Below are 24191 nucleotides of genomic sequence, written 5' to 3'. Positions count from 1 at the left end.
GGTGACGACACGGAGTGGAGGTGACCACCGTGCGCGACAAGATCTGGTGACCCGACTCCCGTTTCCGGCCGTACTACTGGGGGAACGAGGGAGGTGGGCCGACATGCGCGACAAGATCTGGTGAAGCGGTCAACCGTCTGTAGTCACCGTTGTGGACACCCTGGACCACGAGGCGGCCGCGGCGAGCGCCAACACCGTTCCCGCGGCCCCCGCGGCGGCGATCGTGCCCGTGGTGGACCCGGTCCACTGCGCCACGAGACCGCCCGCGGCCACGCCGAGGCCCTGGGCGGCGACCAGGCTCGTGCGGGCGAAGCCCAGCGCCTGCCCGCGCCGCCGGTCGGGTACCAGTCGGACGAACGTGGCACCGGCCGTGACCTGGTACGCGCTGAACGCGCCGGACAGCGCGAGCAGCCCGACGGCGAACCCGAGACCGGGCGAGAGGAAGTACCCGGCCACCGGCAGCACCGTGGCGACGGCGAGCAGGCCGAGCAGCCGCACCCGCGCCGCGGCGGGCACGAGCCGCAGCAGCAGCGCGCCCACGACCATCCCGGCCGGATCGGCGGCCAGCAGCACGCCGACCCCGGCGACCCCGGCGCCGACCTCCTCGGAGAACGGCGCGGCGAGTCCTTCCGGGACGACGGCGAACGCGGCCAGGCAGCCGATCGCGATGAGCAGCCGCAGCCGCCGGTCGTGCCACACGAGTCCCGCGCCCGCCCGCACCTGCGCCCACCACACGCCGGTGGACGGTCCGTCCGACGGCGTGAGCGACGCCGGTCGCGGGCGCAGGCCGAGCCGGAGCAGCAGCGCGGACAGCGCGAACGTGACGGCGTCGACGGCCAGCGCGCCGGACGTCCCGAGCCAGGCGACCACGAGCCCGCCGCCCGCGAACCCGAGCAGCAGCCCGACCTGGTGGGTGATCAGGTGGATCGACTGGCCCGCCTCGTAGCGCCGCTCCCCCAGCACCACCGGCAGCAGCGCGCCCTGGGCGGCAGCGAACGGCGGCTCGGCCAGCTGCACCAGCACCAGCAGCGCCACGACCAGAGGCAGCGGCACCGCGGGCACGGCCATCACGGCCACCAGCGCGGCCCGGCCCAGGTCGCTGCACACCATCACCGTCCGCCGCGGGTACCGGTCGGCGAGCCCGGTGAGCAGCACGCCCGACAGCAGGCCGGGCAGCATCGTCAGCGCGTAGGTCAGCGCGGTCCACGCGGGTGAGCCGGTGCGCTGGAACACCAGGATCGACAGGGCGAGCCTGGCCAGCTGGTCGCCGACGATCGAGGTGAGCGAGGCGCACCAGAGCACGCGGAACTCGGCGACGCCGAAGGCCGCCCGAAAGCCGCTCCCGGCGTCGTCGCGCATGGTCATCACCGTGGCAGACCTGATCACCCCGATCCAGTGGTTCACATCCATGAACATGAATCGCCATCTTGAACTTGTGGTCTAGACCGCTTAACGTCTTCCACCACGCCGCCGCCAAGGGCACCGCCCCTTCGAAGGAAAGGAAGACCGGATGTCGCATCTGGCTTCTCGGCTGGCCAAGACCCTGCTCGCGGTGGCCGTCTCGGCCGTCGCACTCTCCCCCGCCGCCCACGCCGCACCGGCCTCGGCCGCGCTGCCGGGATCCGTGGAGGCCGCGGCCTCGACGTGGACCGGCACGTTCTCCGGCTTCCCGTCGTCCTCCTGGCGCGACGCCTGGGGCGTCGACGGCAGCGGCGAGTTCGGCTTCGGCAACATGAAGGCGAGCGGCGCGACCCTGGACGTCAAGTACGGCAAGGGGTCCTCCGCGCCGTCGTGCACGAACTGCCCCACCTCCGGCGGCGGGCAGTTCTACCAGAACCTCGCCAAGAACGGTCACTCCGACCTGACCGGCGCCACCACGCTCTACCTCAAGTACGACGTGCGGTTCCCGTCCGGCTTCGACTTCGGCCTCGGCGGCAAGCTGCCCGGCCTCTACGGCGGCAACACCGGCGAGGCCAGCGGCGGCAACCACGGGCAGGCGTGGTCGACGCGGTTCATGTTCCGCAACGGCAGCAAGGGCGAGGTCTACGTCTACACGCCCACCGACGACGGATACGGCAAGGACATCGGCCTCGGGTCGTGGAACTTCTCGCCCGACGGCAGCACGCACACCATCCAGCAGTCGGTGAACCGCTCCACCGGGCAGATCACCGTCTGGTACGACGGCGAGCAGGTGCTGTCGAGCAAGTCGGCGCCGGGCATCTCCGGCATCAAGTTCAAGGGGGTCTTCTTCTCCACCTTCTTCGGCGGGCACGACACGAGCTGGGGCCCGAAGAAGGAAGTGCACTCCTACTTCTCCAACTTCGCCATCAGCACCAGCAAGCTCTGAGACCGGTCACGAGGGGGCGTCTCCGTCGAGGCGCCCCCTCAGCCACTCCTCGACCACGCAGGACGCCGCGGCGGTGAGCGCGGGACCCGCCGCCGCGGCGGCGGTCCGGATGTCACGGGGGTGGATCCCCGCCGCCGCAAGCGCTTCCGCGTGCCCGATGAGCCACGGCTCGACCACGCGGTGGTCGGTCTCCAGGTGGAACTGCAACGCCAGGACGTCGGCGCCCAGCGCGAACGCCTGGTTCGGGCAGCGCGGGGTCGAGGCCAGCCGGACGGCACCGCGCGGGACGTCGAACCGGTCGTTGTGCCAGTGCAGCACCGGCACGCCGTCGAGGTGGCGCAACGGCGAGCCGGCCCCCTCCGGCGTGAGCTCCAGCGGCGCGTAGCCGATCTCGGTGTGCCCGGACGGCACGACGTCGGCGCCCAGCGCCCGCGCGACCAGCTGCGCGCCGAGGCAGATGCCCAGGGTCCGCCCACCGCCGTCGAGCCGCTTGCGGATGGCGGCGATCTCCTCGCCCAGGAACGGGTAGCGGTCCTCGTCGTTGGCGCCGATCGGTCCGCCGAGCACGACCACCAGGTCGGCCGCCGCGATGGCGTCGGTGTCGACGCCCTCGACGCCGACGTCCAGGTACCGCACGGTGTGACCGCTCCCGACGAGCAGCGGGTGCAGCAGGCCGAGGTCCTCGAACGCCAGGTGCCGCACGGCCAGCGCGGTCTTCGTCATGACCGTTCCCCTCATCGCAGGTAGGAGGCGCCGTTGAGGTCGAGCACCGCGCCGGAGGACCACGCGGCCTCCGGGGAGGCCAGGTGGACCACGGCCGCGGCCACCTCCCGCGCCGTCCCCACCCGGCCGAACGGGCTCTGCCCGCGCAGCCGCTCCCCGGCCGGGCCCGCGAGCTTGCCCGCCTGCCGTTCGGTCGCGACGAACCCCGGCGCCACCGACGTCACCGAGATCCCGTGCGGGGCCAGCGCCACGGCCATCGACTGGCCGAACGCGTGCAGCGCGGCCTTGGTCGCGCCGTAGGCGGCGAAGTCCGGCTCACCCCGGAAGGCGCCGCGCGACCCGACGTTGACGACGCTGCCCGCGGCACCGCGGTCCACCAGGTGCCGGACCACGTGGTAGGTCAGGTTCGCCGCACCCAGCAGGTTGACGTCGACCATCCGCCGCCAGACCTCCTGCCAGTCCGAATAGGACACTTCCGCGGGGTCGTGCCGGGTTGCCGCGGTCGGGGCCACCGCGGCGTTGTTGACCAGGACCTCGACCCCGCCCAGCGCCGCCACGGCCTCCTCGACCACCCGCCGCGCGACCTCGGGGTCGCCGAGGTCGCCGACGACCAGCGCATGACCGTCGCCGGGGAGCAGCCGCACCGTCTCCTCGGCGTCCTCGCGGTTGGCCGCGCAGTGGACCGCGACCCGGTCGCCCCGCTCGGCGAACGCCAGCGCGACGGCCCGCCCGATCCCGCGCGAGGCACCCGTGACCAGGACCCGCCTCATCGGGCGAAGACCTTCGAGGAGTCGCGAAAAGCCTTGAACTCCAACGCGTTGCCCGCCGGGTCGTGGAAGAACATCGTCCACTGCTCCGCGGGCTCGTCGGGGAAGCGCCGGTAGGGCTCGACGACGAAGTCGACGCCCGCCGCGCGCAGCCGGTCGGCCAACCGGTGGAAGTCGTCGGTCGCCAGCAGCAGCCCGAAGTGCGGGATCGGCACGGCGTGCCCGTCCACGGCGCTGGTCCCGGCGGGGACCGGGCCGCCGTCGACGAGGTGCGTCACGAGCTGGTGGCCGTGCAGGTCCCAGTCGACCCAGTGGTCGGTGGACCGGCCCTCCGCCAGGCCGAGCACGTCGGAGTAGAAGCGGCGGGCCGCGCCCAGGTCGTCGACCGGGATGGCCAGGTGGACGGCGGGACTGGTGGTCATGGACCGCTCCTCGGGGTCGGTGGCGTCGCCCCACATTGCAACCCACGATGTCCTAATGTCAACATTAGGACATGACCAACGCACCACTGGGCAAGGCGAACCGGCGCGGGCTGGCCCACGAGGCGGCCGACCGCGTCCGGGAGGCGATCTTCGCGGGCACCTTCCCGCCCGGCTCGGCGGTGCGCGAGGTCGACCTCGCCGCCTCGTTGGACATCAGCCGCGGGTCCGTGCGCGAAGGGCTCGCGATGCTGGAGGGCGAAGGACTGCTGCGCAGCGCCTGGCACCGCGGCACCACCGTCGTCGAGGTCACCGCGCACGACGTCGAGGAGGTCTACGCCGTGCGCGCCGCACTGGACCGGCTGGCCGCGACCAGCGCGCGCCGGACCGCGTCGGCCGACCAGCTGGGCGAGCTCGACGACCTGGTCGACGCGATGGCGATCGAGCTCGACGGCGACACCTCCGGCCCGCGGCTGCTCGCGCTCGACATCGCGTTCCACGACCAGGTCTACGCCGCCGCGGGCAACCGCAGGCTCACCGAGGCGTGGGAGGCGCTGCGGTCGCAGGTCTACCTGTTCCAGCTGCGCCGGATCGCCGTCGGCTTCGAGCACTACAGCGCCCGCGTCGTCGAGGAGCACCGCGAGCTGGCGGCCCTGCTGCGCTCCGGCAAGGTCGCGACCCTGGCCCGGCGCGCCGAGGAGCACGTCCACTCCGCCCGGCAGGCCCTGCTCGCCCACATCACCGCCGACGAGCAGGACTAGCGATCAGGCGCTCGACACCGCGACCGGCCGCGCCAGCACCTGGTCGAGGACCCCGGTGAGGAACCGCACCGGATCCCCTGCCGGGGCCACGACCCGCAACGCGACGATCCCGTCCGGCCGCACCAACATCGCGCCCTCGGCGGACAACCACGGTGCGGAGACGCGGTGCGCGGGCAGACCGACCTCCGACGCGGCGGCGAGCCAGCGGTCGCCCGCGGTGCCGACGAGCAGGGTCCAGCGGGACGACACCAGGTCGAGGGTCGAGACCCCGTCGACCCACGCGTGGGGCACCCGTGAGCCCGGTGTGCCGTCCAGCACGAGGTCCACTGTGGACGGCAGCTCCGGGTGCGGGTCGACTACGGCGGCCGAGTCGTAGCGCTGCCCCAGGTGCACGACCGGTGCCGCCCACACCCCCGCGGCCTGCCTGGCGGCGTCGGCCTCGGGTCCGCGGCCCCAGTGCAGTCGGGGGTCGCCGAGCCTGCGCAGCGCCTGGTCCAGCGTCGCCGCGGCGACCGGTTCGCGCTCGTGCGCGTAGGTGTCGAGCAGACCCGCACCCGCCTCGCCGCGGTGCACGGCGGCCAGCTTCCACGCCAGGTTGTGCGCGTCGGCGACCCCGGTGTTGAGGCCGAACGCGCCCAGCGGCGACACGGTGTGCGCGGCGTCGCCGACGAGGAACACCCGACCGGAGGTGAACCTGTCGGCCAGGGCGCTGCGGGGCCGCCAGGGGAGCACGCTGCGCACCTCGACGTCGAGGTCGGGGTCGCCGACCGCCGTCCGGACGATCGCGGCGCAGCGCTCGGGGGTGAAGTCCTCGGGGCGCTCCCCCGCCTCGACGTCGCAGGTGACGTGGAAGACCCAGTCCGTCGCGCCGTCCACGGTGACCAGCAGACCGGGAGCCTCCGGCACGGTGATCGTGCAGGTGGCGAAGGACAGCCCCCGCAGGTGCGGGCGGAGGTCGGCGCGGAACAGGATGTTGATCATCGTCTTGCCCAGGTCGCCCGGACCGGACGTGCCGATGCCGAGGGCGTTGCGCACCGCGCTGTGCGCACCGTCCGCGGCCACGACATGCGCGCAGCGCAACCGATGGCGACCGTCCGGACCCTCCAGCTCGACGTCCACCCCGTCGGCGTCCTGCGCGATGCCCACCAGGCGGGTCGACCAGCGCAGGTCGGCCCCGCGCCGCACCAGGTCCGCCGCCACGACGGCGTCGAGCCGGTCCTGCGCGCACACGCCCCGCAGCCGGAACGGCGTCAGCTCCAGCTCGCCCTCGACCGGGGTCGGCATGGGTACGGTCACGACGTCGCCCGCGCCCATCTCGACGACGGTCCGCGCCACCGCCTTGCCCACGGCCCCCCGCAGGTCCACCGCCTTGGCGTCGGCGGCGGCGTCGAGCCCGAGCTCGCGCAGCACCTCGACCGTGCGGGGACCGATGCCGGTGGCGCGCGGGTGGACCGACGGCCCGGCCCGGCGTTCGACGAGCACCGCGGGGACGCCGTGGTGGACGAGCAGCGCCGCGGTGAGCAGCCCGACGCTTCCGCCGCCGACCACGAGCACAGGAACTTCTGGATACGTCGTGTCCGTCATGGATACACCGTAGCCAGAAGGTAGGATCCCGGTCAACGAGGAGAGGAACGACCCCGATGACCGAACCCGACCCCGCGTCGGTGTGGACCAGGCCGCGCCCCGAACCGCGACGGCGCGCGCCGGGAGTGGAGCAGTTCGTGGCCGCCGCACTGGCCGTCGCCGACGCCGAGGGACTGGCCGCGGTGTCGATGCGGCGGGTCGCGGGCGACCTCGGTTCCGGCACGGCCTCCCTCTACCGCTACATCACCAACCGCGACGAGCTGGTGGACCTGATGGTCGACGCGGTGCAGGGCGAGAACCCGCTCCCCGAGTCGGCGCCGGACTGGCGCGCGGGCTTGGCCGCGGTCGCGCACGCGCTGCGCGCGACCCTGCTGCGGCACCCGTGGCTGGCGGGCGAGATGACGGGCAGGCCCTCGCTCGGCCCCAACTCCCTGCGGCGGTCCGAAGCCGCGCTGCGCGCCGCCGTCGCGCTCACACCCGACATCACCCTGGCCTCGCAGGCGCTCGGCACCGTGCAGTCCTACGTGCTGGGCTCGGTGGCCGCCCAGTTGGCCGACCGGCTCGCCGAGCAGCGCACCGGCCTGACCGAGCGGCAGTGGCAGCACAGCGTCGGCCCCTACATCACCCGGGTCCTCGCGGCGGGCGAGCACCCGCTGCTCGCCCGCCGCGTCCACGAGGGCGAGGACGTCGACCCGGACGCCGGCTTCGCGTTCGGCCTGGACTGCGTGCTCGACGGCCTTGCGGCCCGGCTGGCGGGCTGACCGGGGTCAGTACGCGTAGCGGCTCACGGTCTCCGGGTGCAGGACCAGGCGGACCTGCTCCTCGGCCAGGATCCCGGCGAGGTCGGCGGCGCGGGTCGGGTCGTCGAGGTCCCAGTAGCGGGCGGCCAGCCGGGAGGCGAGGTCGTGCGCCCCGTCGGGTTCGACCGTGACGCGGCCCGCGACCGACACCCAGCGCTCGCGCTCCCCCACGGGCGCCGCGACGACGATCGAGGCGCGGGGGTCACGGCGCAGGCGGCGCACCTTGACCGTGTCCGGGCCGGTGAACAGCTGGACGGTGCCCTCGGCGGTGGCCTTGAACCAGACCGGTCGGGGCTGCGCCGGGACCGGACCCGCGGCCACGGACAGGAGCCCGTGCAGCGGACGACGGAGGAACTCCAGGTCCTCGGCGGTCAGTGAACTGGCGTCAGTGCTCATCACGGCCCTTCCCGTCGGTACGCGCAGACCTGGCGCGGTGGCCACGATCCTCGGCGGGCATTTCCGGGCCCAGCCGCTCGCTCGGTTCACCGCACCAGCGCCACCCAGTGAACCCGATCGCCCGTGCGGCGGCAGGCGGGGAGCCCGCCGCCGGGTCGTGCCGTCGTCAGACCTCCGCGGGTTTGTTTTGGTCTGCACTGAAGTCACTGAGCATCATGGCCTGAACGGCCGCGACCACCTCCGCGGGCGCCTTCTCCAGCGAGCCGCTGTCGTAGGGCGGCCGCGGGTCGTACTCGATGGCCAGCTGGAGCCCCTGGGCCACGTCGTCGCCCCACATGATCCCGGCCAGCGTCAACGCCATGTCGATGCCCGCGGACACCCCCGCGGCGGTGATCACCGACCCCTCGCGCACGACCCGGTCCGCGCTCACCTCGGCCCCCAGCGAGGCCAGCAGGTCGCGCACCGCCCAGTGCGTGGTGGCGCGCCGTCCCGCCAGCAGACCCGCCGCGGCGAGCAGCGTCGACCCGGTGCACACCGACGTCGTCCAGGTCGCGGTCGGGTGGACCTTCCGCAGCCACTCGGCGACCGTGCCCTCGGCCAGCACGTCGAAGGGCTTGCCGCCCGGCACGACGATCACGTCGGCGCGGTCGAGCTCGGCGAACGTGGTGGTGGGCGCGAGCAGCATCCCGGCGTCGCAGCGGACCGGGTCGAGCGCGGCCGCGACGAAGTGCGGGGTCACGCCCGGCCCGTGGCCGAGCACGTCGTAGGGTCCGACCACGTCGAGCGCGGTCATGTCCGGGTACAGGACGAAAGCGATGTCCATCGGTTCTCCCCTTCGTAGGTGGTGCGGAAGCGCGCGCGGTATCCGCCCGGTGTGACGCCGAGGACCCGCTGGAACGCGCGCCGCAGCGTCTCGGTCGACCCGAACCCGCTGCGGCGGGCCACGACGGCCAGCGCCTCGTCGCCGGAGTCCAGCAGCGAGGCGGCGAACTCGACCCGCGCCCGCTCGACGTACTGGGCGGGCGGCACGCCGACCTCGCGCGGGAACACCCGTGCCAGGTGGCGGGTGCTCATCGAGGCGCGGTCGGCCAGGTCGGCGATCGTCCACGGCGAGGCCGGGTCGGCCGCGATGGCGTCGAGCACCGCGCGCAGGCCCTCCGACCTGACCGCGGGCACCTGGGCCCGCAGGCTGAACTGCGACTGGCCGCCGGGCCGTTGCAGGAACACCACCAGCCAGCGCGCGATCCGCCGCGCCATGTCCTGGCCGTGGTCGTCGGCGACGAGCGCCAGCGACAGGTCGATCCCCGCCGTCACCCCCGCCGACGTGGTGATCCGCCCGTGCCGCACGAAGATCGCGTCCGGCACGACCTCGACGTCCGGGTGCAGCAGCGCCAGCCGTCGGCAGTACGCCCAGTGCGTGGTCGCCCGTCCGCCCGCCAGCAGGCCGGCCTCGGCCAGCACCACCGCCCCGGTGCACACCCCGGCGACCCGGCGGGCCGTGCCCGCCAGCCGCCGGAGGTGGGTGACCAGCTCGCCGTCGACCGAGTCCGACCCGAACCCGCCGACGACCACGAGCGTGTCGACCGGCCCGGTGACCCCGGCCAGGTCCTCGGTGAGCAGGCGCAGCCCCGCGGTGGCCCGCATCGGACCGCCGCCGACCGAGGCCAGCCGCACCAGGTAGTCGGCCCCGGCGCGGCGGGCGCCGTCGAACACCTCGACCGGTCCCGCCACGTCCAGCAACGACACGTCGTCGTAGCCGATGACCAGGATCTCGCGCACTCCCCCACTCTGCGGGGGCCCGGTCATGGCGGCAACGACCTGCGACCCTCGGATCCCGCCATCACCGCACGCCCGCGGCCACCGCCGCCCGGACGGCCGCGGGCAGGCCCTCGTGCCACTGGTCGCCGTGACCGGGGTGCACGTGGGGGACGTCGTGCGCCTCCAGTGCCCGCAACGACTCCAGGGCCGCGCGGCCGTCGTTGGTGAACGCCCGGCACAGCAGCGAGGGTCCGACGCTGCCGACCATGGGGTCGCTGGTGACCAGCGCGTCACCGGTGAACGCGTGGTCCTGGAAGACGAACACCGTGCTCCCGTGGGTGTGGCCGGGGGTGTGCACGGCCAGCGGACGGCCCGGCACGTCGGCGAGCAGGCCGTCGGTGAAGACGACCGGGTCCGCCACCGGCTTCGTGCGCAGCCCACCCAGCCGGAGCAGGTGCACCGGGGTGCGCAGGCCCGACGGCCGCCGCAGGGCGTAGCCCAGAACGGACTTCTCCGGGCGGGAGTCGGCGGCGGGCCTCAGCGGCGCGGCGGCCAGCCCCGCCTCGCGCTCGTGCAGGTGGATCCGCGCGCCCGCCTCGACCCGCAGCCGCTCGGCCAGCCCGATGTGGTCGGGGTGGGCGTGCGTGACCAGCACGTCCGTCACGTCGGTCGGGGCGAACCCGAGCCGGTCGAGGTCGGCGAGGAGTCCTCGCCAGTGCCCCGGCAGACCGGAGTCCACCAGCACGACCCCCTCGCCGGTGTCCACCAGGTAGAAGTTGACCAGCCCGTCGCCCAGCCGGTGCACCACGTCCATCGTTCGTCCTCCGGGGATGTCGACGACCGGTATCTCGTCCTGATCTTGCCCGTGCCGTCGGTGCCGACGTACCGTGGCACCGCTTGATCGTTGCAACTCGCTCGCAAGGGTGCCGCCGCCGGTCCTGTTCCGCGTTCGAGGAGATCGGCATGAGCACAACCAGGTGGCGGACGGCCGTGTGCGCGGTCGCCGTGGTGGCCTGCACGGGTGGGACGACCGGGGTCGCGGTGGCGGATCCGGTGTCCACGGCGACGATCGCGATCGACTTCGACCACCCGGCGGGGCGCATCGCGTCCGACTTCGTGGGGCTGTCGTTCGAGATGCGCGAGCTGGGCATCGGGAACCTCGACGCCGCCAAGGGCAACGCGGCCGCGTTGTTCAGGACGTTGGGGCGCGGCAACGTCCGCGTCTCCGGCAACACCCTCGACCGGGACACGCTGTGGGTGCCGGAGGGGCAGCAGCCGCCGAACCCGTTGCCGTCCTGGGTGAACGACGTCGTCACGCCCTCGGACGTCAAGCGGCTCAACAGGTTCCTGTCGGTCACCGGGTGGACTGCCCTGGTGGGCATCAACCTCGGCCGCTGGGACGCCGGGCTCGGCGTCGACCAGGCCAGGGCCATGTCGTCCATCCTGGGCCCCAGGCTGGTCGCCGCCGAGTGCGGCAACGAGCCGGACCAGTGGGTGGGCAAGGGGTTCCGGCCCGCGGGGTACGCCTACCCGGACTACCGGGCGGACTGGGGGACGTGCGCCGCCGCGGTGGGCGGCAAGCGCGTCGCCGGGCCGGACACCGCCGGGACGTCCTCGTCGTGGGCGGCGTCGTTGGCCGCCGACGAGCGGGACCGCCTGGCCATGCTCACCGTGCACCAGTACAGCGCGGGTCCGGACGCCACGATCGCCACGCTGCTGTCACCGGCCACGGTCACCGCCCAGCTCAGGTCCGTCTCGGCGAACCTGGCCGCCGCCAAGGCGAATGGGCTGCCGTTCCGGGTCGACGAGGCCAACTCCGCCTACGGCGGCGGGGTCGACGGCGTGAGCAACCGGTTCGCCTCCGCGTTGTGGGGACTGGACTACAGCATGCAGATGGCGCGGGCAGGGGTGGACGGGATCAACGTCCACGGTGGACTCGGGGTGTGCGACGCGCCGATCTGGAACGGCAAGTTCCAGCGCTACACCCCCATCTGCGCCGCCACCGCCGCCGACGAGCAGGCCCAGGTGTACAAGGCCATGCCCATCTACTACGGCCTGTGGATGGCCCGCCGCATGGGCGCGGGCCGGTTCCTGCCGGTGACCCTGTCGACCGACCGCAACACCACCGCCTACGCCGTCCGGGGCGACGACGGCCGCACCAGGATCGCCGTGGTCCAGAAGGACGACACCACCGCCGCTCCCGTGCACCTCGACATCGCCGTCGGCCCCCGCACCCGCTCCGCCGACGTCCTGCGCCTCACCGGCGACAGCCTGGGTGCGGAGGCAACCGCCGTCCAGGGCGCCACCGTGGACCGCCAGGGCCACCTGAGCCCCGGTCCGGCGGAGCGGGTGCGGGCGCGCGGCGGGTCGCTCGGGGTCGACGTGCGGGCGGGCAGTGCCGTGCTGATCACGCTGGACGGCTGCTAGCCGCGGTCCCCGGTGGCACCCGCCCCCACTGCTCGGCGCGACAATCACCCCGTGCGATTCGGCGTGCTCGGCCCACTGGAGGTGCGGTCCGTCGACGGGGAGCTGGTCCACGTCGGCGGGCCGAGGCCGCGGGCGTTGTTGGTGATGCTGCTGCTCGACGCGGGCCGGGTGGTCGGGGTGGAGCGGTTGGTGGCGGGGCAGTACGGGGAGGACGTGCCGGTCGGCGCGGGCAACGCGGTGCAGGCGCAGGTGTCGCGGCTGCGGCGGGTGCTGGGTGGGGTCGTGGAGTTCGGGGGCGGTGGGTACCGGCTGGCGGTGGAGCCGGACGACGTGGACGTGCACCGGTTCGAGCGGCTGGTGGGCGAGGGGCGTCGGCTGGTGGAGGCCGGGCGGTCCGAGGGCGCGGTGGAGGTGCTGCGGGAGGCGCTGGGGCTGTGGCGGGGGCAGGCGCTGGTCGACCTGCCGCACGCGGAGGCGCGGGTCACGCGGTTGGAGGAGCTGCGGCTGACCGCGTTCGAGCACCTGGCCGAGGCGGGCGGGTGCTCGGTCGCGGAGCTGCGGGAGCTGGTGGGCGCGCACCCGTTGCGGGAACGGTTGCGGGTGCGGTTGATGCGGGCGCTGGAGGCCGCCGGACGGCGGGGTGAGGCGCTGGCGGAGTTCGCCGAGGCGCGGCGGGTGCTGGCCGAGGAGCTCGGCGCGGACCCGTCGGAGGAGCTGGCCGAGGCGCACCTGGACCTGCTGCGGGCGCGGCGGCCCGCCCGGCGCGGGGTGCCCGCGCAGCTGACGAGCTTCACCGGCCGGGGCCGGGAGCTGGCGCGGCTGGCGGGGCTGCGGGACGCGCGCCTGGTGACGGTCACCGGGCCGGGTGGGATCGGCAAGACGCGGCTGGCCGTCGAGTCGGCGCGACCGGACGCGGTGTTCGTGGACCTGGCCCCGCTGACCGACGGCGACCAGGTGCCGTGGGCGGTGCTCGGCGCGCTCGGGCTGCGCGAGTCCGCCGCGCAGGGGCCCGTGCGCAGGCTGGTCTCGGCACTGGGCCGCGACCAGGTGGTGCTGGACAACTGCGAGCACGTCGTGGACGCGGCCGCCGCGCTCGTCCGCACGCTGCTGGCCGAGTGCCCCGACCTCACCGTGCTGGCCACCAGCCGCGAGCCGCTCGGGCTGACCGGTGAGGTGCTGGTCCCGTTGGCGCCGTTGGACGTCGCGCCGCCGGACGTGGCGGCGGAGCACGCACGGGCCTACCCCGCGGTGCGGTTGTTCGCCGACCGGGCGGCGGCGGTGCGGCCGGGGTTCGCCGTGGGTCCGGAGCACGTGGCCGCGGTGGTCCGGATCTGCGCGGCGGTCGACGGGCTGCCGCTGGCCATCGAGCTGGCGGCGGCCCGGCTGCGCCAGTTCACCGCCGAGGACGTCGCCGACCGGCTGGTCGAGCACGGACCGTTCCCGCTGCTGTCGCGCGGGGACCGCACGGCCGCGGCCCGGCACCGGACGTTGACGGCGGTCGTGCGGTGGAGCTGGGACCTGCTCGGTCCGCGGGAGCGCGAGCTGGCAGGCGGGTTCGCCGTGTTCACCGGGGGCGCGCCGCTCGCCGCGGTCGAACAGGTCTGCGCGGGCACCGAGGACGTGCTGGCGGACCTGGTCGACAAGTCGCTGGTCGAGACCGACGGCGCGCGCTACCGGATGCTCGACACGATCCGGCTGTTCTGCGCGGACCGGCTGGCCGAGTCCGGGCAGGAGGCGCAGCTGCGCCGGGCGCACGCCCGCTACCACCTCGACCTGGCCGCGCGGGCCGACCCGCACCTGCGCGGAGCCGACCAGCTGGAGTGGCTGGCGGTGCTGTCGGCCGAGCACGCGAACCTGATGGCCGCGCTGCGCTGGGCCGTGCGGGAGGAGCGGGAGACGGCGTACCGGCTGGTCGCGACGCTGTCCGCGTACTGGTGGCTCAGCGGCCGGAGCAGCCAGGCCGGTGAGGCGGCCGCGGCGCTGCTGACCGACGTGCCGGAAGGGCTGGAGGAGGAGTACGTCGCCTGCGTCGTGCACGCCGTGCCGCGGGCGGCGCCGGAGCACTGGGTCCGCGGCGAGGCGATCGTCCGGGAGGCCGGGTGGCTGGCGCGCTACCCGTTCGGCACGGCGCTGTGGGGCATGACCGTCGGACCGTGGGGGCCGGTGCCCGACGACGAGCCGCCGCTGGGCACGGACCCGTGGAACGCGGCGCTGGGCAGGCTGAGCGTCGGGCTGGTGCGGGTGCTCGACGGGCGGCCCGCCGAGGGTGAACGGCGGCTGCTGGCCGTGCTGGACGCCTTCCGCGGGCTGGGCGAGCGGTGGGGCACCTCCCAGGCGTTCGACTGGCTGGCCCAGGTCGCGGGCCTGCGCGGCGAGTGGGCGCGGGCGCACGCGCTGTGGGCGGAGGCGTTGGCGGGGTTCGGGGAGCTGGGCGCGCTGGAGGAGCGGGTCGACGTGCTCTGCCGCCGGGCGGACTGCCTGGTGCGGCAGGGCGAGCACGACGCGGCGGCCGCCGACTACGAGGTGGCCGCCGAGCTGAGCGCCGAGGCGGGCCGCCCGGACGTGCCCGCCGCGATCCGGGTCGGGCTCGGTGAGCTCGCCCGGCTGCGCGGTGACCTGGCGGAGGCCCGGCGGCAGCTCGACCTGGCGCTGACGGCGGGACGGCCCGACTACGGCACCGAGGGCGTCCGGACGCGGGCGCTGGTCGGGCTCGGCAGGCTCGGGGACGCCCACCGGTACCCGGAGGCGCTGGCCGTCGCGCGGACGTCCGGGCTGGGCTCGACGCTGGCGACGGCCGCCGAAGGGCTGGCCGACGCCGCACTGCCGCGCGGGTCGGCCGAGCGGGCCGCCCTGCTGCTCGGGACGGCCGTGGCGTTGCGCGGCACGACCACGACCACGACCGGCGACGCCGACGTGGCGCGGATCGCCGCCGCCGCGACGGACGCCCTGGGCACGGCCGCGTTCGCCGAGGCGTTCGCGCGGGGCGCGGCGATGTCCCGCGCGGAGGCGCTGACAGCGCTGGAGGGCTGACTGTCAGCCGATCGCCGACGGACTGTCAGCGGCCCCGGTCAGGCTGCCGGACATGAAGAACACCACCGTCCTCATCTCCGGCGCCGGCATCGCCGGTCCCGCGCTCGCCCTCTGGCTCGGCCGCGCGGGCTGCACCGTCACCGTCGTCGAGAAGGCACCGGCCCCGCGCGACGGCGGCCAGGCCGTCGACTTCAAGGGCGCCACCCACCGCGCCGTCCTGGAGCGCATGGGGATCCTCGACGACGTGCGGCGGCTGCAGACCGGCGGCCACGACCAGACCGTCGTCGACGCCGACGGCCGCCCGCTGGCCGTGATCCCCGGCGAGTTCACCGGCGGCGAGATCGAGATCCGCCGCGGCGACCTGTCCCGCCTGCTGCACGAGCGCACGGCGGAGGTGTGCGAGTACGTGTTCGGCGACTCGGTCACCTCGCTCACCGAGACCGCCGACGGCGTGCACGCGACCTTCGAACGAGGAGCCCCGCGCACGTTCGACCTCGTCGTCGGGGCCGACGGCATCCACTCCACCGTCCGCGGGCTGGCCTTCGGCCCGGAGGACGACTACGTCCACCACCTCGGCTACCACTACGCACTGACCGACCTGGGCGGCCGCGCGGAGGAACCCGTGGTGTACAACGAGCCCGGCCGGATGGCCGCGGTCGGCGGGCCGAAGGCCACCGCGTTCTTCGTGTTCGCCGCCGATCGCCTCGACTACGACCGGTACGACGCGGAGCAGCAGAAAGCCGTGCTGCGCAACGCCTACCGCGGCGCGGCCTGGCGACTGCCGGAGCTGATGTCCGGTGTGGACGGTGCCGCCGAGGTGTACGTGGACTCGATCAGCCGGGTCGAGGTCGACGGCTACTCGCGCGGCCGGGTCGTGCTGCTCGGGGACTCCGCCTACGGCAACACGCTCGGGGGCTTCGGCAGCGGCCTCGCCGTCGTCGGCGCCTACGTGCTGGCGGGCGAGCTCGTCGAGGCCGCGGGCGACCACCGCACCGCGTTCCGCCGCTACGAGGAGAAGTTCCGGCCCTACGCCAAGGTGTCCAAGAACGGCAACGCCGGACCGTTCCTCGCGCCCAGGACGGGACTCGGCATCAGGCTGCGCAACCGCCTGTTCACCACCGGCTTCCTGTTCCGCACCATGATGCGGATGACCGACCGGTACGCCACCCGCATCACCCTCGACGACTACCCGGCGCTCACCGGGTCGTCCAGCTGACGCCGCAGCTCCAGCAGCCGCTCGACCGCGCGCCCGCCGCGGTCGGCGTCGGGCTCCTCGGACAGGAACACCAGCGCGAGCATGACAGCCGCGTCGAGCCGGTACAGGGTGGACGACGGGTGCTCCGGCAGCGGACTCCCGTAGCCCGCGAGGACCCCGTCGGCGTCCAGGCCGTTCTCGGGCAGCGCCGCGAACTCCGCCAGCCGGGCCAGTTCCAGCGCCGGATCGCCGACGAGCGCGTTCGACCAGTCCAGCAGCGCCAGCACCTCGCCACCGACGCAGCGCAGGTTGGGCGCCCGCACGTCCAGGTGCAGCAAGCTGTCCGCCGGTCGACCGCGCAGCACGTCGGACAGCCACCGCCGGTCCGGCGCGGGCGGCAGTCCCGGCACCAGGGCGGCGACCTCCCGCCACCGGCGCACGACCCGCTCGGGCACCACCCGCCACGACGGCACGCCCGCGACGGCGGGAACGCGGTGCAGCCGGGCCAGCAGCGCGCCGAGCCCGACCGGGTCGGCGTCACCGCCGTCGTCGGGAACGTAATGGCTGATCAGCACGTCCCGCCCGCCGAGCACCAGCTCGACGGGTGTGGCCACCGGCAGTCCGGCGGCGGCGAGGTGCCGCACCACCCGCTCCTCGCGCGCCAGCAGCGAGCGGGTGTCCACGTCCGGGTCGTTGGCGTTGCCCTGGAAGCGCCCGCCCGACGGCGTCCGCAGCACGACCTCGCGCCCCGCCGGGTCGGTGGCCCGCAGGACCGCGAACTCCAGCCCCCGTGCGAACGGGCGCAGGCCGACCAGCCCGCGCTCGCGCGCCACCTCGACCAGGTCCGGGTCCACCTACACCGCCGGCGGCCGGTCCTCGTACGGGGTGGACAGGACGACGGTGGTGCGGGTGGAGACGTTGGCGGCCTCGCGGATCTGGCGGAGCAGGTCCTCCAGCGCGGCGGGCGAGGCGACCCGCACCCGCAGCACGTAGGAGGCGTCGCCCGCCACCGAGTAGCAGGCCTCGATCTGCGGCAGGTGCTCCAGCCGCTTGGGGTAGTCGTCCGGGGCCGCGGGGTCGATCGGCGTGATCGAGATGAACGCGCTGAGCGGCAGCCCGATCTCGTCGCCGTCCAACCGGGCGCCGTAGCCCTTGAGCACCCCGCGCTGCTCCAGCCGCTTGACCCGCTGGTGCACGGCGGAGACGCTCAGCCCGACCCGCTCGGCGAGGTCGGTGAAGCTGCACCTGCCGTCGGCGGCCAGCTGGCGCAGGATCGCCCGGTCGATGGGCTCCAGGTTCGTCACGCGGGCAGCACCACCAGCTCGTGCGGCTGGTTGTTGAGGCTCTCCACACCCGTCTCGGTGGCCACCACGATGTCCTCGATGCGGGCGCCCCAGCGGCCGGGCAGGTAGATGCCGGGCTCGATGCTGAACGCCATGCCCGGCTCCAGCTCCAGGGTGTTGCCGCCGACGATGTAGGGCTCCTCGTGCACGTCCAGGCCGATGCCGTGGCCGGTGCGGTGCACGAAGTACTCGCCGAACCCGGCCTCGGCGATGACCTCGCGCGCGGCGGCGTCGATCGACTCGGCGGTCGCGCCGGGGCGGACGGCGTCCACGGCCGCCTGCTGGGCGGCCTGGAGGACGGCGTAGGTGGAGCGCACGTCGTCGAACCGGGGCTCGCCGACGGAGTACACGCGGGTGGAGTCGGAGCAGTAGCCCTCGGCGACGGGGCCGCCGATGTCGACCACGACGACGTCACCGGCCTCGATCACCCGGTCGGACAGGCCGTGGTGCGGGCTGGCGCCGTTGGGGCCGGAGCCGACGATGACGAACTCGGCCTCGGTGTGGCCCTCCTCGACGATGGCGGCCGCGATGTCCGCGCCGACCTCCGCCTCGGTGCGGCCCGCGCGCAGCCACTCCCCCACCCGCGCGTGCACGCGGTCGATGGCCGCGCCCGCCTTGCGCAGCGCCGCGATCTCCACGGCGTCCTTGCGCATCCGCAGCTCGCGCAGCACCGGTCCGGCGAGCACCTGCTCGCCGCCGATCGCGTCGCGCAGGGCCAGGGTGTGCAGTGCGGGCATCATGTCCGACACGGCGACCCGGCCGGTGCCGCGCAGCGCCCCGGTGACGATCTTGTACGGGTCCTCGCCGTCGACCCAGGTGGCGACGTCGACGCCGAGCCGGTCGGTGGGCAGGCCCGCGTAGCCGGGGTGCTCCAGCTTCGGGACGACCAGCACCGGTGTGCCTCCCACCGGCAGCACCAGGCAGGTGAGCCGTTCGAACGACGTGCCGCCCACTCCGAGCAGGTACGCGAGGTCCGAACCCGGCGAGATCAACAGGGCGTCCACGTCCGCCGCGGCGGCGGCCGTGCCCGCGCGGTCGAGGCGTGCGCGCAGCGCGTCCACGTCGATGGGGCCAATGCTGGTCGACATGTCGTCGAGCCTAGTGGGCGCGTCCGGTGGCGGGAGTCGCGGAGTCTGGCACGCTTGCGCCGTGGCCCACCCCCTCGTGCTGCTCGACTCCGCCAGCCTGTACTTCCGCGCGTTCTACGCGCTGCCCGAATCGATGACCGCCCCGGACGGCACGCCGATCAACGCCGTGCGCGGGTTCGTGGACACGATCGCGCGCGTCATCACCGAACGCCACGCGGGCAGGCTGGTCGCCTGCATGGACGCCGACTGGCGCCCCGCGTTCCGGACGGACGCGCTGCCCTCCTACAAGGCCCACCGCGTGGCGGCCGAGGCGACCGACGGGTCCGAGGAGGTGCCGGACACCCTCACGCCGCAGGTCCCGATCATCATGGACGTGCTCCAGGCGGTCGGCATCGCGACGGCGGAGGCGTCGGGCTACGAGGCCGACGACGTCATCGGCGCGCTGGCCCACCACGAGAAGTCCGACCCGGTCGAGGTCGTGACCGGCGACCGCGACCTGTTCCAGGTCGTGCGCGAGACCCCGACCCCGGTGCGGGTGCTCTACGTCGGCCGCGGCTGGGCGAAGGCGGAGCTGCTCGGCCCCGAGGAGCTGGCCGCGAAGTACGCGCTGCCGGTGGAGGACGCGGGCGCGGCCTACGCGGGCATGGCCGTGCTGCGCGGCGACCCGTCCGACGGCCTGCCCGGTGTCGCGGGCATCGGCGAGAAGACCGCCGCCAAGCTGATCACCGAGTTCGGGTCGCTGGAGGCGGTGCTGGCCGCGGTGAACGACCCCCGCGACCGCAAGCTGACCACGCGGGCGCGCAACAGCCTCATCGCCGCCGAGTCCTACCTGGCCGCCGCGCCGACCGTCGTCAACGTCGCCGTGGACGCGCCGGTCGTGATGGACCGCCCCGACACCGTGCCCGCCGCTCCCGTGGACCCCGACCGGGTGGCCGAGCTGGGCCGACGCTGGGGCCTGGGCAGCTCGCTGCCCAGGCTGGTGTCGGCGCTCGAACGTCGTTAGGCGCCGGGCCGGTGACCGCTTTCCGGGCGGTCACCGGCCGAGGAGGCCGACTCGGCCGAGCGGCGCCGCATCGACTCCAGCGCGGCGAGGTTGGACTTGGCGCTCTCGTCGCCGAGCTCGGCCCCGCGGCGGTACCACCGCTCGGACTCCTCCTCGTCGCCCATGAAGTCGTAGTAGTCGCCCAGGCCCGCCATGGCCTCGGCGTGCCCGAGGTCGGCGGCCTTCCGGTACCACTCGGCGGCCTCGTCGTGCTCGTCGTCGTAGTAGAGGAACTGGCCGAACGCCGTCATGGCCTCGGCATCGCCGGTCCCGGCCGCCCGCCGGAACCAGGACTCGGCCTCGGCCAGCCGTTCGGGGGCCTCCTCGTACTGCGGGAGGAGCAGGTCGGCCAGGTCGATCATCGCCCGCACGTCCCCCGCCTCGGCGGCGGTCCGGAGCTTCGCTTCGTCGGTCACGCCAAGAGTGTGGCGGCCGGTCCGAGGTCGGCCAGCACCGCCTCCGCCGCACGGCGCCCGGACACGAGCGCGCCCTGGATGGAGCTGGTGTCGCGGTGGTCGCCGCACACGTAGCGGCGACCACCGACGCGCACCGGTGAGCGGAAGCGGTGCGGGGCGGGCATGGCGGGCAGCGCGTGCGGGATCTCGTAGCGGGCCAGCAGCTCCCAGTCGCCGGTGTGCGTGCCGTACAGCTTCGCCAGCCGCATCCGGACCGCGGTCTCGCCGATCGAGGCGTCCAGCAACGACGCCTGCACGACCGGCCCGTCGGAGGGCACGGCCTCGGAGACGACGGCGGTGTTGACGATGGGGCCGCCGTCGCCGTCGACGAGCAGCGAGGGGTCGCGCAGCGGTGACTCGGGCGAGCGGAAGTACCAGGTGGTGACGCCGTGCCAGGCAGGTTCGCGCAGACCGGGGACGAGCTTGGCGGCGACTCCCCCGTCGGTGGCGACCACGACCGCGTCGGCCTCGACCCGTTCACCGCCCGCCAGGTCGACCCCGTCGTCGCGCACGCCCACGACCTCGGCACCGAGCCGGACCGCGCCCTCGGGGAGGCGGCCCGCGAGCTGCCGGGGCAGCGCGGCCATGCCCGCGGCGGGCAAAGCGGCGCCGCCGCGGGCGAAGCTGCGCCACACGAAGTGGAAGAACCGCGAGGACGTGGTGAGCTCCGACTCCAGGAACACGCCGGACAGGAACGGCCGCAGCACGGTGTCGACGGCCCGGTCGGACAGCCGCCAGCGCTTCAGCTCGGCGGCGGTGGTCCGGTCGACCGAGCCGGTGATGGCGCCCGCGGGGCCGAGCCAGTCGCGGGCGGACAGCCCGGCCAGCGCGAGCAGGTCCGTGAACCCCAGGACCCGTTGCGCGGCAACGCCCTGCCACGCCGCCGGGCCGCCGCGGGGGTCGGCGAGCAGGTCGTGCCGCCCGCCCTGGTGCACGAACGCGCCGGAGCGCAGCGGCCGCAGGTCGAGGGCGGCGAGGTCGAACCGCCGGACGACCTCGGGGTAGGCGGGCAGCAGGATCTGGAAGCCGCGGTCGAGGCGGGCGCCGTCCACGACGTCGGTGCGCACCCGCCCGCCGACGTCGTCGCCCGCCTCCAGCACCGACACGTCCACCCCCTTGGCGGACAGCACGTCGGCCGCGCTGAGCCCGGCCAACCCCGCCCCGACGACCACCACGCGTGCCATGGCCCGACGCTAACCGCGCGTGGCGCCCTCCGCACGACGGGTCGACACCGCGCGGGTGTGCAGGCCTCGGTGGCGGCCGCCAGGTCGGCGGCGGCGGACCACTCGGCTACGTCGTCGGCCACCACGGCCCCGACCAGGTCGTCCTCGGTCGGGAGGTGCCGGTGGAACACGGCCACGCCGACACCGGCGGGCCGGGCGATCTCCCGGACTTCGGCCGCGAGCCCGCGCTCGTCGAACGACCGCCGGGCGGCCGCCAGGACCTGGCCCCGGCCGCGCCGATCGTGCTGGACACGACCGTCCCCGGCGGACGCGGTGCGGTGGGAGGACGCGCCGTCCTCCCGCTCGCCGACCTCCTGGACCTCCTCCCCTGCACACGTGCTCAAGGGCCAAGCGGATCGCACCGCGCGTCGCCGCCGCCGACCACGAGGACGCCGAACGGCCGCACGTGCGGACCGAGGGCCTGCGGGCCCCGTTCCGGTCGCCGTGAACCGCCCTTCCGCGACCGGAATTCCTTTCTCACCGAAAGCGATATGCCCGAATGGCAACACCTCTCACTTCGACCGGAGAAGGGGACCGGGGCCATTTCCCGCCCTAGCATTCGAATGGTGATCCCCACTTCGATGCGACTCGCCACCTATGACCGCTACGGCCCTCCGGAGGTGCTGTCCGTGACCACCGGGCCGGTTCCGCGCCCCGACCGGGGTGAGGTGCTGGTCCGGGTCAGGGCCGTGTCGGTCAACGGCGGTGAGACCGGCGTGCGCGCCGGGCTGCTGCGCCCGCTGACCGGCAACCGGTTCCCGAAGCGGGTGGGTGTCGACCTGGTCGGCGAGGTCGTCGAGCCGGGTTCGAGCAGGTTCGCGGTGGGCGACCGGGTGTGGGGGCTGATCGGGCGGCGGATGGGGTCGGCGGCCGAGTACGTCGCGGTCCCCGCACAGCGGCTCGACCACGCTCCTCCCGGTCTCACCGCGGCGGAGGCGGTCGCGCTGCCCGTCGGGACCACGGCGATCACCGCGCTGCGGGACAAGGCCGCGCTCGCGCCCGGCGAACGGCTGCTGGTGCGGGGCGCCTCCGGGGGCGTCGGCTACATCGCCGTGCAGCTCGGGAAGGCGATGGGCGCGCACGTCACGGGCCTGGCGAGCGCCGCGAACCTCGACCTGGTCAGGGAGCTGGGCGCCGACGAGGCCATCGACTACCGCGACCCCGGCGACCTGGGCCGGTTCGACGTCGTCCTCGACACGGCGGGCACCGACCTGCCCGCGTTCCACCGGCTGCTCACCCCGCGCGGGCGGATGGTCGCCATCTCGTTCGACCCCTCCCACCTGGTCCGGTCGGTGGGCTTCATCCTCGTGAACGCGCCGCGCCGCACCCGGTGGGTGCGCTTCTTCAGCGGCAACCCGACCACCCCGCTGCTGGCCGAGCTCGGCCGCTGGGTGCGGGCGGGGACGATCCGCCCCCTGGTCGACAAGGTGTTCCCGTTGGAGGACATCGCCGCCGCGCACCGCGCGCTGGAGCAGGGCGGGGTGCGCGGCAAGTTCGTCGTCGAGCTCCCCTGACCCGGAAATGCCCGGCGGAATCGGCGGGACGAATTCGACGCGCCGCGGTCGACCATTCCCGACCGCGGCGCGTCGAATTCCCCTGGCGGGCGGAAACCCCTAGAAGAAGGTCCCGGCCCACGGCGACTGGGACGTCCCGAACAGGGCGTCGGCGCGGGGCAGAGCGGTGTGGTCGAGGACGTCGACGCGGCCCGCGGCGGCCAGGGTGCTGAAGGGGACGTCACCGAGGTAGGTGGACGCGAGCAGGTCGACGTCCAGCGCCAGGTCGGCGGGCCGGTCGGTGCGCTCGGCGCCGTCCGGCGTGACGCGGTAGGTGCCGTCGTTCTCCGGCAGGTAGCGGTCGCGGACGCCGATCACCACGGGCTCGGCCCGGCCGTAGGCGCGGGCGGCGAGGGCGGCGGGCACGTCGACCAGCCGCAGCCAGGTCTCGTCCTCGACCTCGGTCACCTTGACCACCCTGCGGTCGGCGAACAGCCATTCGAGGGGCTCGTCGAGCGGTCGCAGGTCGCCGACGACCTCGTCGACGACGTCCACCCGGAACACGAAGCGCCACAGCTCCGCCCACACCTGCGGGGTGGCCGCGACGAGGTCGAGGACGGTCAGGACCCAGTTGCCGTGCCCGGAGGGCGAGCTCGACTTGACCTCGTAGACGACGAACCCGTCGTCGCCGTCCGGGCCGCGGTGCACGGCGAGCTTGCCGTTCTCGTCAAACGCGCGGGGCAGGTTCAGCTGCCACCAGGCGGGCCAGCGGCTGGTCGCGCCCGGCCGGGTGAGCCCGGCCGCCTCGTAGATCCGCGGCGCCAGCGTCAACGCGGTGTCCTTGTCGACCAGCCGGATACGGCCGCCGGTGCCCGGTGAGGGCAGCAGGGCGGCGCGGTAGCGGTCGATCTTCACCCCGCGGCCGCGCGAGGCGACGCCGTAGCCGAACCGGCCGTAGATCGTGGACTCGGACGCCCTCAGGGTCGCGGTGATCTCACCCGCCTCCTGGAACGAGCGGAGCTGGCGGCGCATCAGCGCGCTCAGCACGCCGCGGCGCGTCCAGTCGGTCCGCACGCCCACCCGGCTGACCGCGGCGAGCGGCACGTCGCCGCCGGGGACGGCCAGCCGCCCCGCGGCCCACGACTGCGCGGTGCCCACGAGCTCGTCGTCCTGGAAGGCGCCGAGCGTGCGACCGGGCTCGTACGTGCCCTTCACCTGCTCCCACTTCTCGTCCGGCGCGGGCGCGGTGTGCAGCGAGCCGCGGAAGAGGGTGTGCGCGGCGCGCACCTGGGTCTCGTCGAGGACGCGGATGTCATGGTCGGCCACGACCTGGATCCTGC

At 74.6% G+C, this 24191-nt stretch carries 23 protein-coding genes and 1 pseudogene; 8 read left to right on the top strand and 16 right to left on the bottom strand.

Translation table 11 applies throughout. From position 1 onward, the window contains the following. Positions 1–129: 129 nt before the first annotated feature. The gene (locus CLV43_RS32055; RefSeq protein WP_106191981.1) at positions 130–1365 is read right to left on the bottom strand and encodes an MFS transporter; all 1236 of its coding nucleotides are present in this window, start codon (positions 1363–1365) and stop codon (positions 130–132) included. Positions 1366–1510: 145 nt separating this feature from the next. Between CLV43_RS32055 and CLV43_RS32045 the strand changes: the two genes are divergently transcribed. Next, the gene (locus CLV43_RS32045) at positions 1511–2347 is read left to right on the top strand and encodes a polysaccharide lyase (protein ID WP_245887137.1); all 837 of its coding nucleotides are present in this window, start codon (positions 1511–1513) and stop codon (positions 2345–2347) included. 6 nt (positions 2348–2353) lie between these two features. Here the strand turns inward: CLV43_RS32045 and CLV43_RS32040 are convergent, their stop codons facing one another. The 3 genes from CLV43_RS32040 to CLV43_RS32030 are packed head-to-tail and all read right to left on the bottom strand — an operon-like array spanning position 2354 to position 4259. Beyond that, positions 2354–3070, bottom strand: coding sequence for a glutamine amidotransferase (locus CLV43_RS32040; protein WP_106191832.1), 717 nt, complete (start codon positions 3068–3070; stop codon positions 2354–2356). An 11-nt stretch (positions 3071–3081) separates the two neighbouring features. Beyond that, positions 3082–3840, bottom strand: a complete 759-nt coding sequence (locus CLV43_RS32035) for an SDR family NAD(P)-dependent oxidoreductase (protein ID WP_106191830.1) — start codon at positions 3838–3840, stop codon at positions 3082–3084. Further along, on the bottom strand, positions 3837–4259 hold the full coding sequence (locus CLV43_RS32030) for a VOC family protein (RefSeq protein WP_106191978.1): 423 nt from the start codon (positions 4257–4259) through the stop codon (positions 3837–3839). The genes CLV43_RS32035 and CLV43_RS32030 overlap by 4 nt, the downstream gene beginning before the upstream one ends. A gap of 71 nt (positions 4260–4330) precedes the next feature. On the opposite strand from CLV43_RS32030, the gene CLV43_RS32025 reads away from it, so the two are divergent. After that, the gene (locus CLV43_RS32025) at positions 4331–5017 is read left to right on the top strand and encodes a GntR family transcriptional regulator (RefSeq protein ID WP_106191829.1); all 687 of its coding nucleotides are present in this window, start codon (positions 4331–4333) and stop codon (positions 5015–5017) included. Between the two features lie 3 nt (positions 5018–5020). On the opposite strand, the gene CLV43_RS32020 is transcribed toward CLV43_RS32025, so the two are convergent. Further along, the gene (locus CLV43_RS32020) at positions 5021–6601 is read right to left on the bottom strand and encodes an FAD-dependent monooxygenase (protein ID WP_106191827.1); all 1581 of its coding nucleotides are present in this window, start codon (positions 6599–6601) and stop codon (positions 5021–5023) included. A gap of 56 nt (positions 6602–6657) precedes the next feature. Between CLV43_RS32020 and CLV43_RS32015 the strand changes: the two genes are divergently transcribed. After that, positions 6658–7362, top strand: coding sequence for a TetR/AcrR family transcriptional regulator C-terminal domain-containing protein (locus CLV43_RS32015; protein ID WP_170156105.1), 705 nt, complete (start codon positions 6658–6660; stop codon positions 7360–7362). 6 nt (positions 7363–7368) lie between these two features. On the opposite strand, the gene CLV43_RS32010 is transcribed toward CLV43_RS32015, so the two are convergent. The 4 genes from CLV43_RS32010 to CLV43_RS31995 all read right to left on the bottom strand — a co-directional run bounded on the left by CLV43_RS32010 (position 7369) and on the right by CLV43_RS31995 (position 10369). Continuing rightward, a complete protein-coding gene (locus CLV43_RS32010; RefSeq protein WP_106191826.1) occupies positions 7369–7797 on the bottom strand; it encodes a pyridoxamine 5'-phosphate oxidase family protein in 429 nt (142 codons plus the stop codon). A 166-nt stretch (positions 7798–7963) separates the two neighbouring features. Then, complete coding sequence (locus CLV43_RS32005) at positions 7964–8620, bottom strand: DJ-1/PfpI family protein (protein ID WP_106191824.1); 657 nt, start codon at positions 8618–8620, stop codon at positions 7964–7966. Continuing rightward, the gene (locus CLV43_RS32000; protein ID WP_245887136.1) at positions 8587–9576 is read right to left on the bottom strand and encodes a GlxA family transcriptional regulator; all 990 of its coding nucleotides are present in this window, start codon (positions 9574–9576) and stop codon (positions 8587–8589) included. The genes CLV43_RS32005 and CLV43_RS32000 overlap by 34 nt, the downstream gene beginning before the upstream one ends. A gap of 61 nt (positions 9577–9637) precedes the next feature. Beyond that, on the bottom strand, positions 9638–10369 hold the full coding sequence (locus CLV43_RS31995; protein WP_106191821.1) for an MBL fold metallo-hydrolase: 732 nt from the start codon (positions 10367–10369) through the stop codon (positions 9638–9640). Positions 10370–10518: 149 nt separating this feature from the next. Here CLV43_RS31995 and CLV43_RS31990 point away from each other — a divergent pair, with 149 nt between their 5' ends. Genes CLV43_RS31990 through CLV43_RS31980 form a run of 3 tightly spaced genes read left to right on the top strand, consistent with a single transcriptional unit; the run spans position 10519 to position 16228 of the window. Next, the gene (locus tag CLV43_RS31990) at positions 10519–11982 is read left to right on the top strand and encodes a glycosyl hydrolase family 79 C-terminal domain-containing protein (RefSeq protein WP_146174975.1); all 1464 of its coding nucleotides are present in this window, start codon (positions 10519–10521) and stop codon (positions 11980–11982) included. Between the two features lie 51 nt (positions 11983–12033). Next, positions 12034–15012: an ATP-binding protein gene (locus tag CLV43_RS50165; RefSeq protein WP_106191818.1), complete on the top strand. Its 2979-nt coding sequence runs from the start codon at positions 12034–12036 to the stop codon at positions 15010–15012. Positions 15013–15064: 52 nt separating this feature from the next. Further along, positions 15065–16228 (top strand): FAD-dependent monooxygenase, encoded by a 1164-nt coding sequence (locus tag CLV43_RS31980; protein ID WP_106191816.1) that lies wholly within the window; start codon positions 15065–15067, stop codon positions 16226–16228. Here the strand turns inward: CLV43_RS31980 and CLV43_RS31975 are convergent. The 3 genes from CLV43_RS31975 to CLV43_RS31965 are packed head-to-tail and all read right to left on the bottom strand — an operon-like array spanning position 16198 to position 18638. Beyond that, on the bottom strand, positions 16198–17061 hold the full coding sequence (locus tag CLV43_RS31975) for a phosphotransferase family protein (RefSeq protein ID WP_106191815.1): 864 nt from the start codon (positions 17059–17061) through the stop codon (positions 16198–16200). The genes CLV43_RS31980 and CLV43_RS31975 overlap by 31 nt on opposite strands. Then, complete coding sequence (locus CLV43_RS31970) at positions 17062–17511, bottom strand: Lrp/AsnC family transcriptional regulator (protein WP_211304644.1); 450 nt, start codon at positions 17509–17511, stop codon at positions 17062–17064. Continuing rightward, positions 17508–18638, bottom strand: coding sequence for a M24 family metallopeptidase (locus tag CLV43_RS31965; RefSeq protein ID WP_106191813.1), 1131 nt, complete (start codon positions 18636–18638; stop codon positions 17508–17510). The genes CLV43_RS31970 and CLV43_RS31965 overlap by 4 nt, the downstream gene beginning before the upstream one ends. Before the next feature lie 61 nt (positions 18639–18699). Here CLV43_RS31965 and CLV43_RS31960 point away from each other — a divergent pair, with 61 nt between their 5' ends. Then, on the top strand, positions 18700–19641 hold the full coding sequence (locus CLV43_RS31960) for a 5'-3' exonuclease (RefSeq protein ID WP_170156104.1): 942 nt from the start codon (positions 18700–18702) through the stop codon (positions 19639–19641). On the opposite strand, the gene CLV43_RS31955 is transcribed toward CLV43_RS31960, so the two are convergent. From CLV43_RS31955 to CLV43_RS50510, 3 genes and pseudogenes are all read right to left on the bottom strand, one after another. Continuing rightward, on the bottom strand, positions 19638–20096 hold the full coding sequence (locus tag CLV43_RS31955) for a tetratricopeptide repeat protein (RefSeq protein ID WP_106191811.1): 459 nt from the start codon (positions 20094–20096) through the stop codon (positions 19638–19640). The two genes, CLV43_RS31960 and CLV43_RS31955, sit on opposite strands and share 4 nt — an antisense overlap. After that, positions 20093–21319, bottom strand: a complete 1227-nt coding sequence (locus CLV43_RS31950) for an NAD(P)/FAD-dependent oxidoreductase (RefSeq protein WP_106191810.1) — start codon at positions 21317–21319, stop codon at positions 20093–20095. The genes CLV43_RS31955 and CLV43_RS31950 overlap by 4 nt, the downstream gene beginning before the upstream one ends. A gap of 134 nt (positions 21320–21453) precedes the next feature. Next, positions 21454–21720 (bottom strand): annotated as a pseudogene (locus CLV43_RS50510) (helix-turn-helix domain-containing protein); the annotation flags it as partial. Between the two features lie 201 nt (positions 21721–21921). Here CLV43_RS50510 and CLV43_RS31940 point away from each other — a divergent pair. Next, a complete protein-coding gene (locus tag CLV43_RS31940; RefSeq protein WP_245887135.1) occupies positions 21922–22872 on the top strand; it encodes an NAD(P)-dependent alcohol dehydrogenase in 951 nt (316 codons plus the stop codon). A 99-nt stretch (positions 22873–22971) separates the two neighbouring features. On the opposite strand, the gene CLV43_RS31935 is transcribed toward CLV43_RS31940, so the two are convergent. Then, entirely contained in the window at positions 22972–24177 is a 1206-nt protein-coding gene (locus tag CLV43_RS31935; RefSeq protein WP_106191808.1) for a GNAT family N-acetyltransferase, read from the bottom strand. Between the last annotated feature and the right edge of the window lie 14 nt (positions 24178–24191).

Origin of the sequence: Umezawaea tangerina (assembly GCF_003002815.1) — a bacterium.
Taxonomy (GTDB): Bacteria; Actinomycetota; Actinomycetes; order Mycobacteriales; family Pseudonocardiaceae; genus Umezawaea; species Umezawaea tangerina.
Note: the sequence above shows the minus strand (reverse complement) of the source record. Positions and strands in the feature narration are given on the sequence as shown.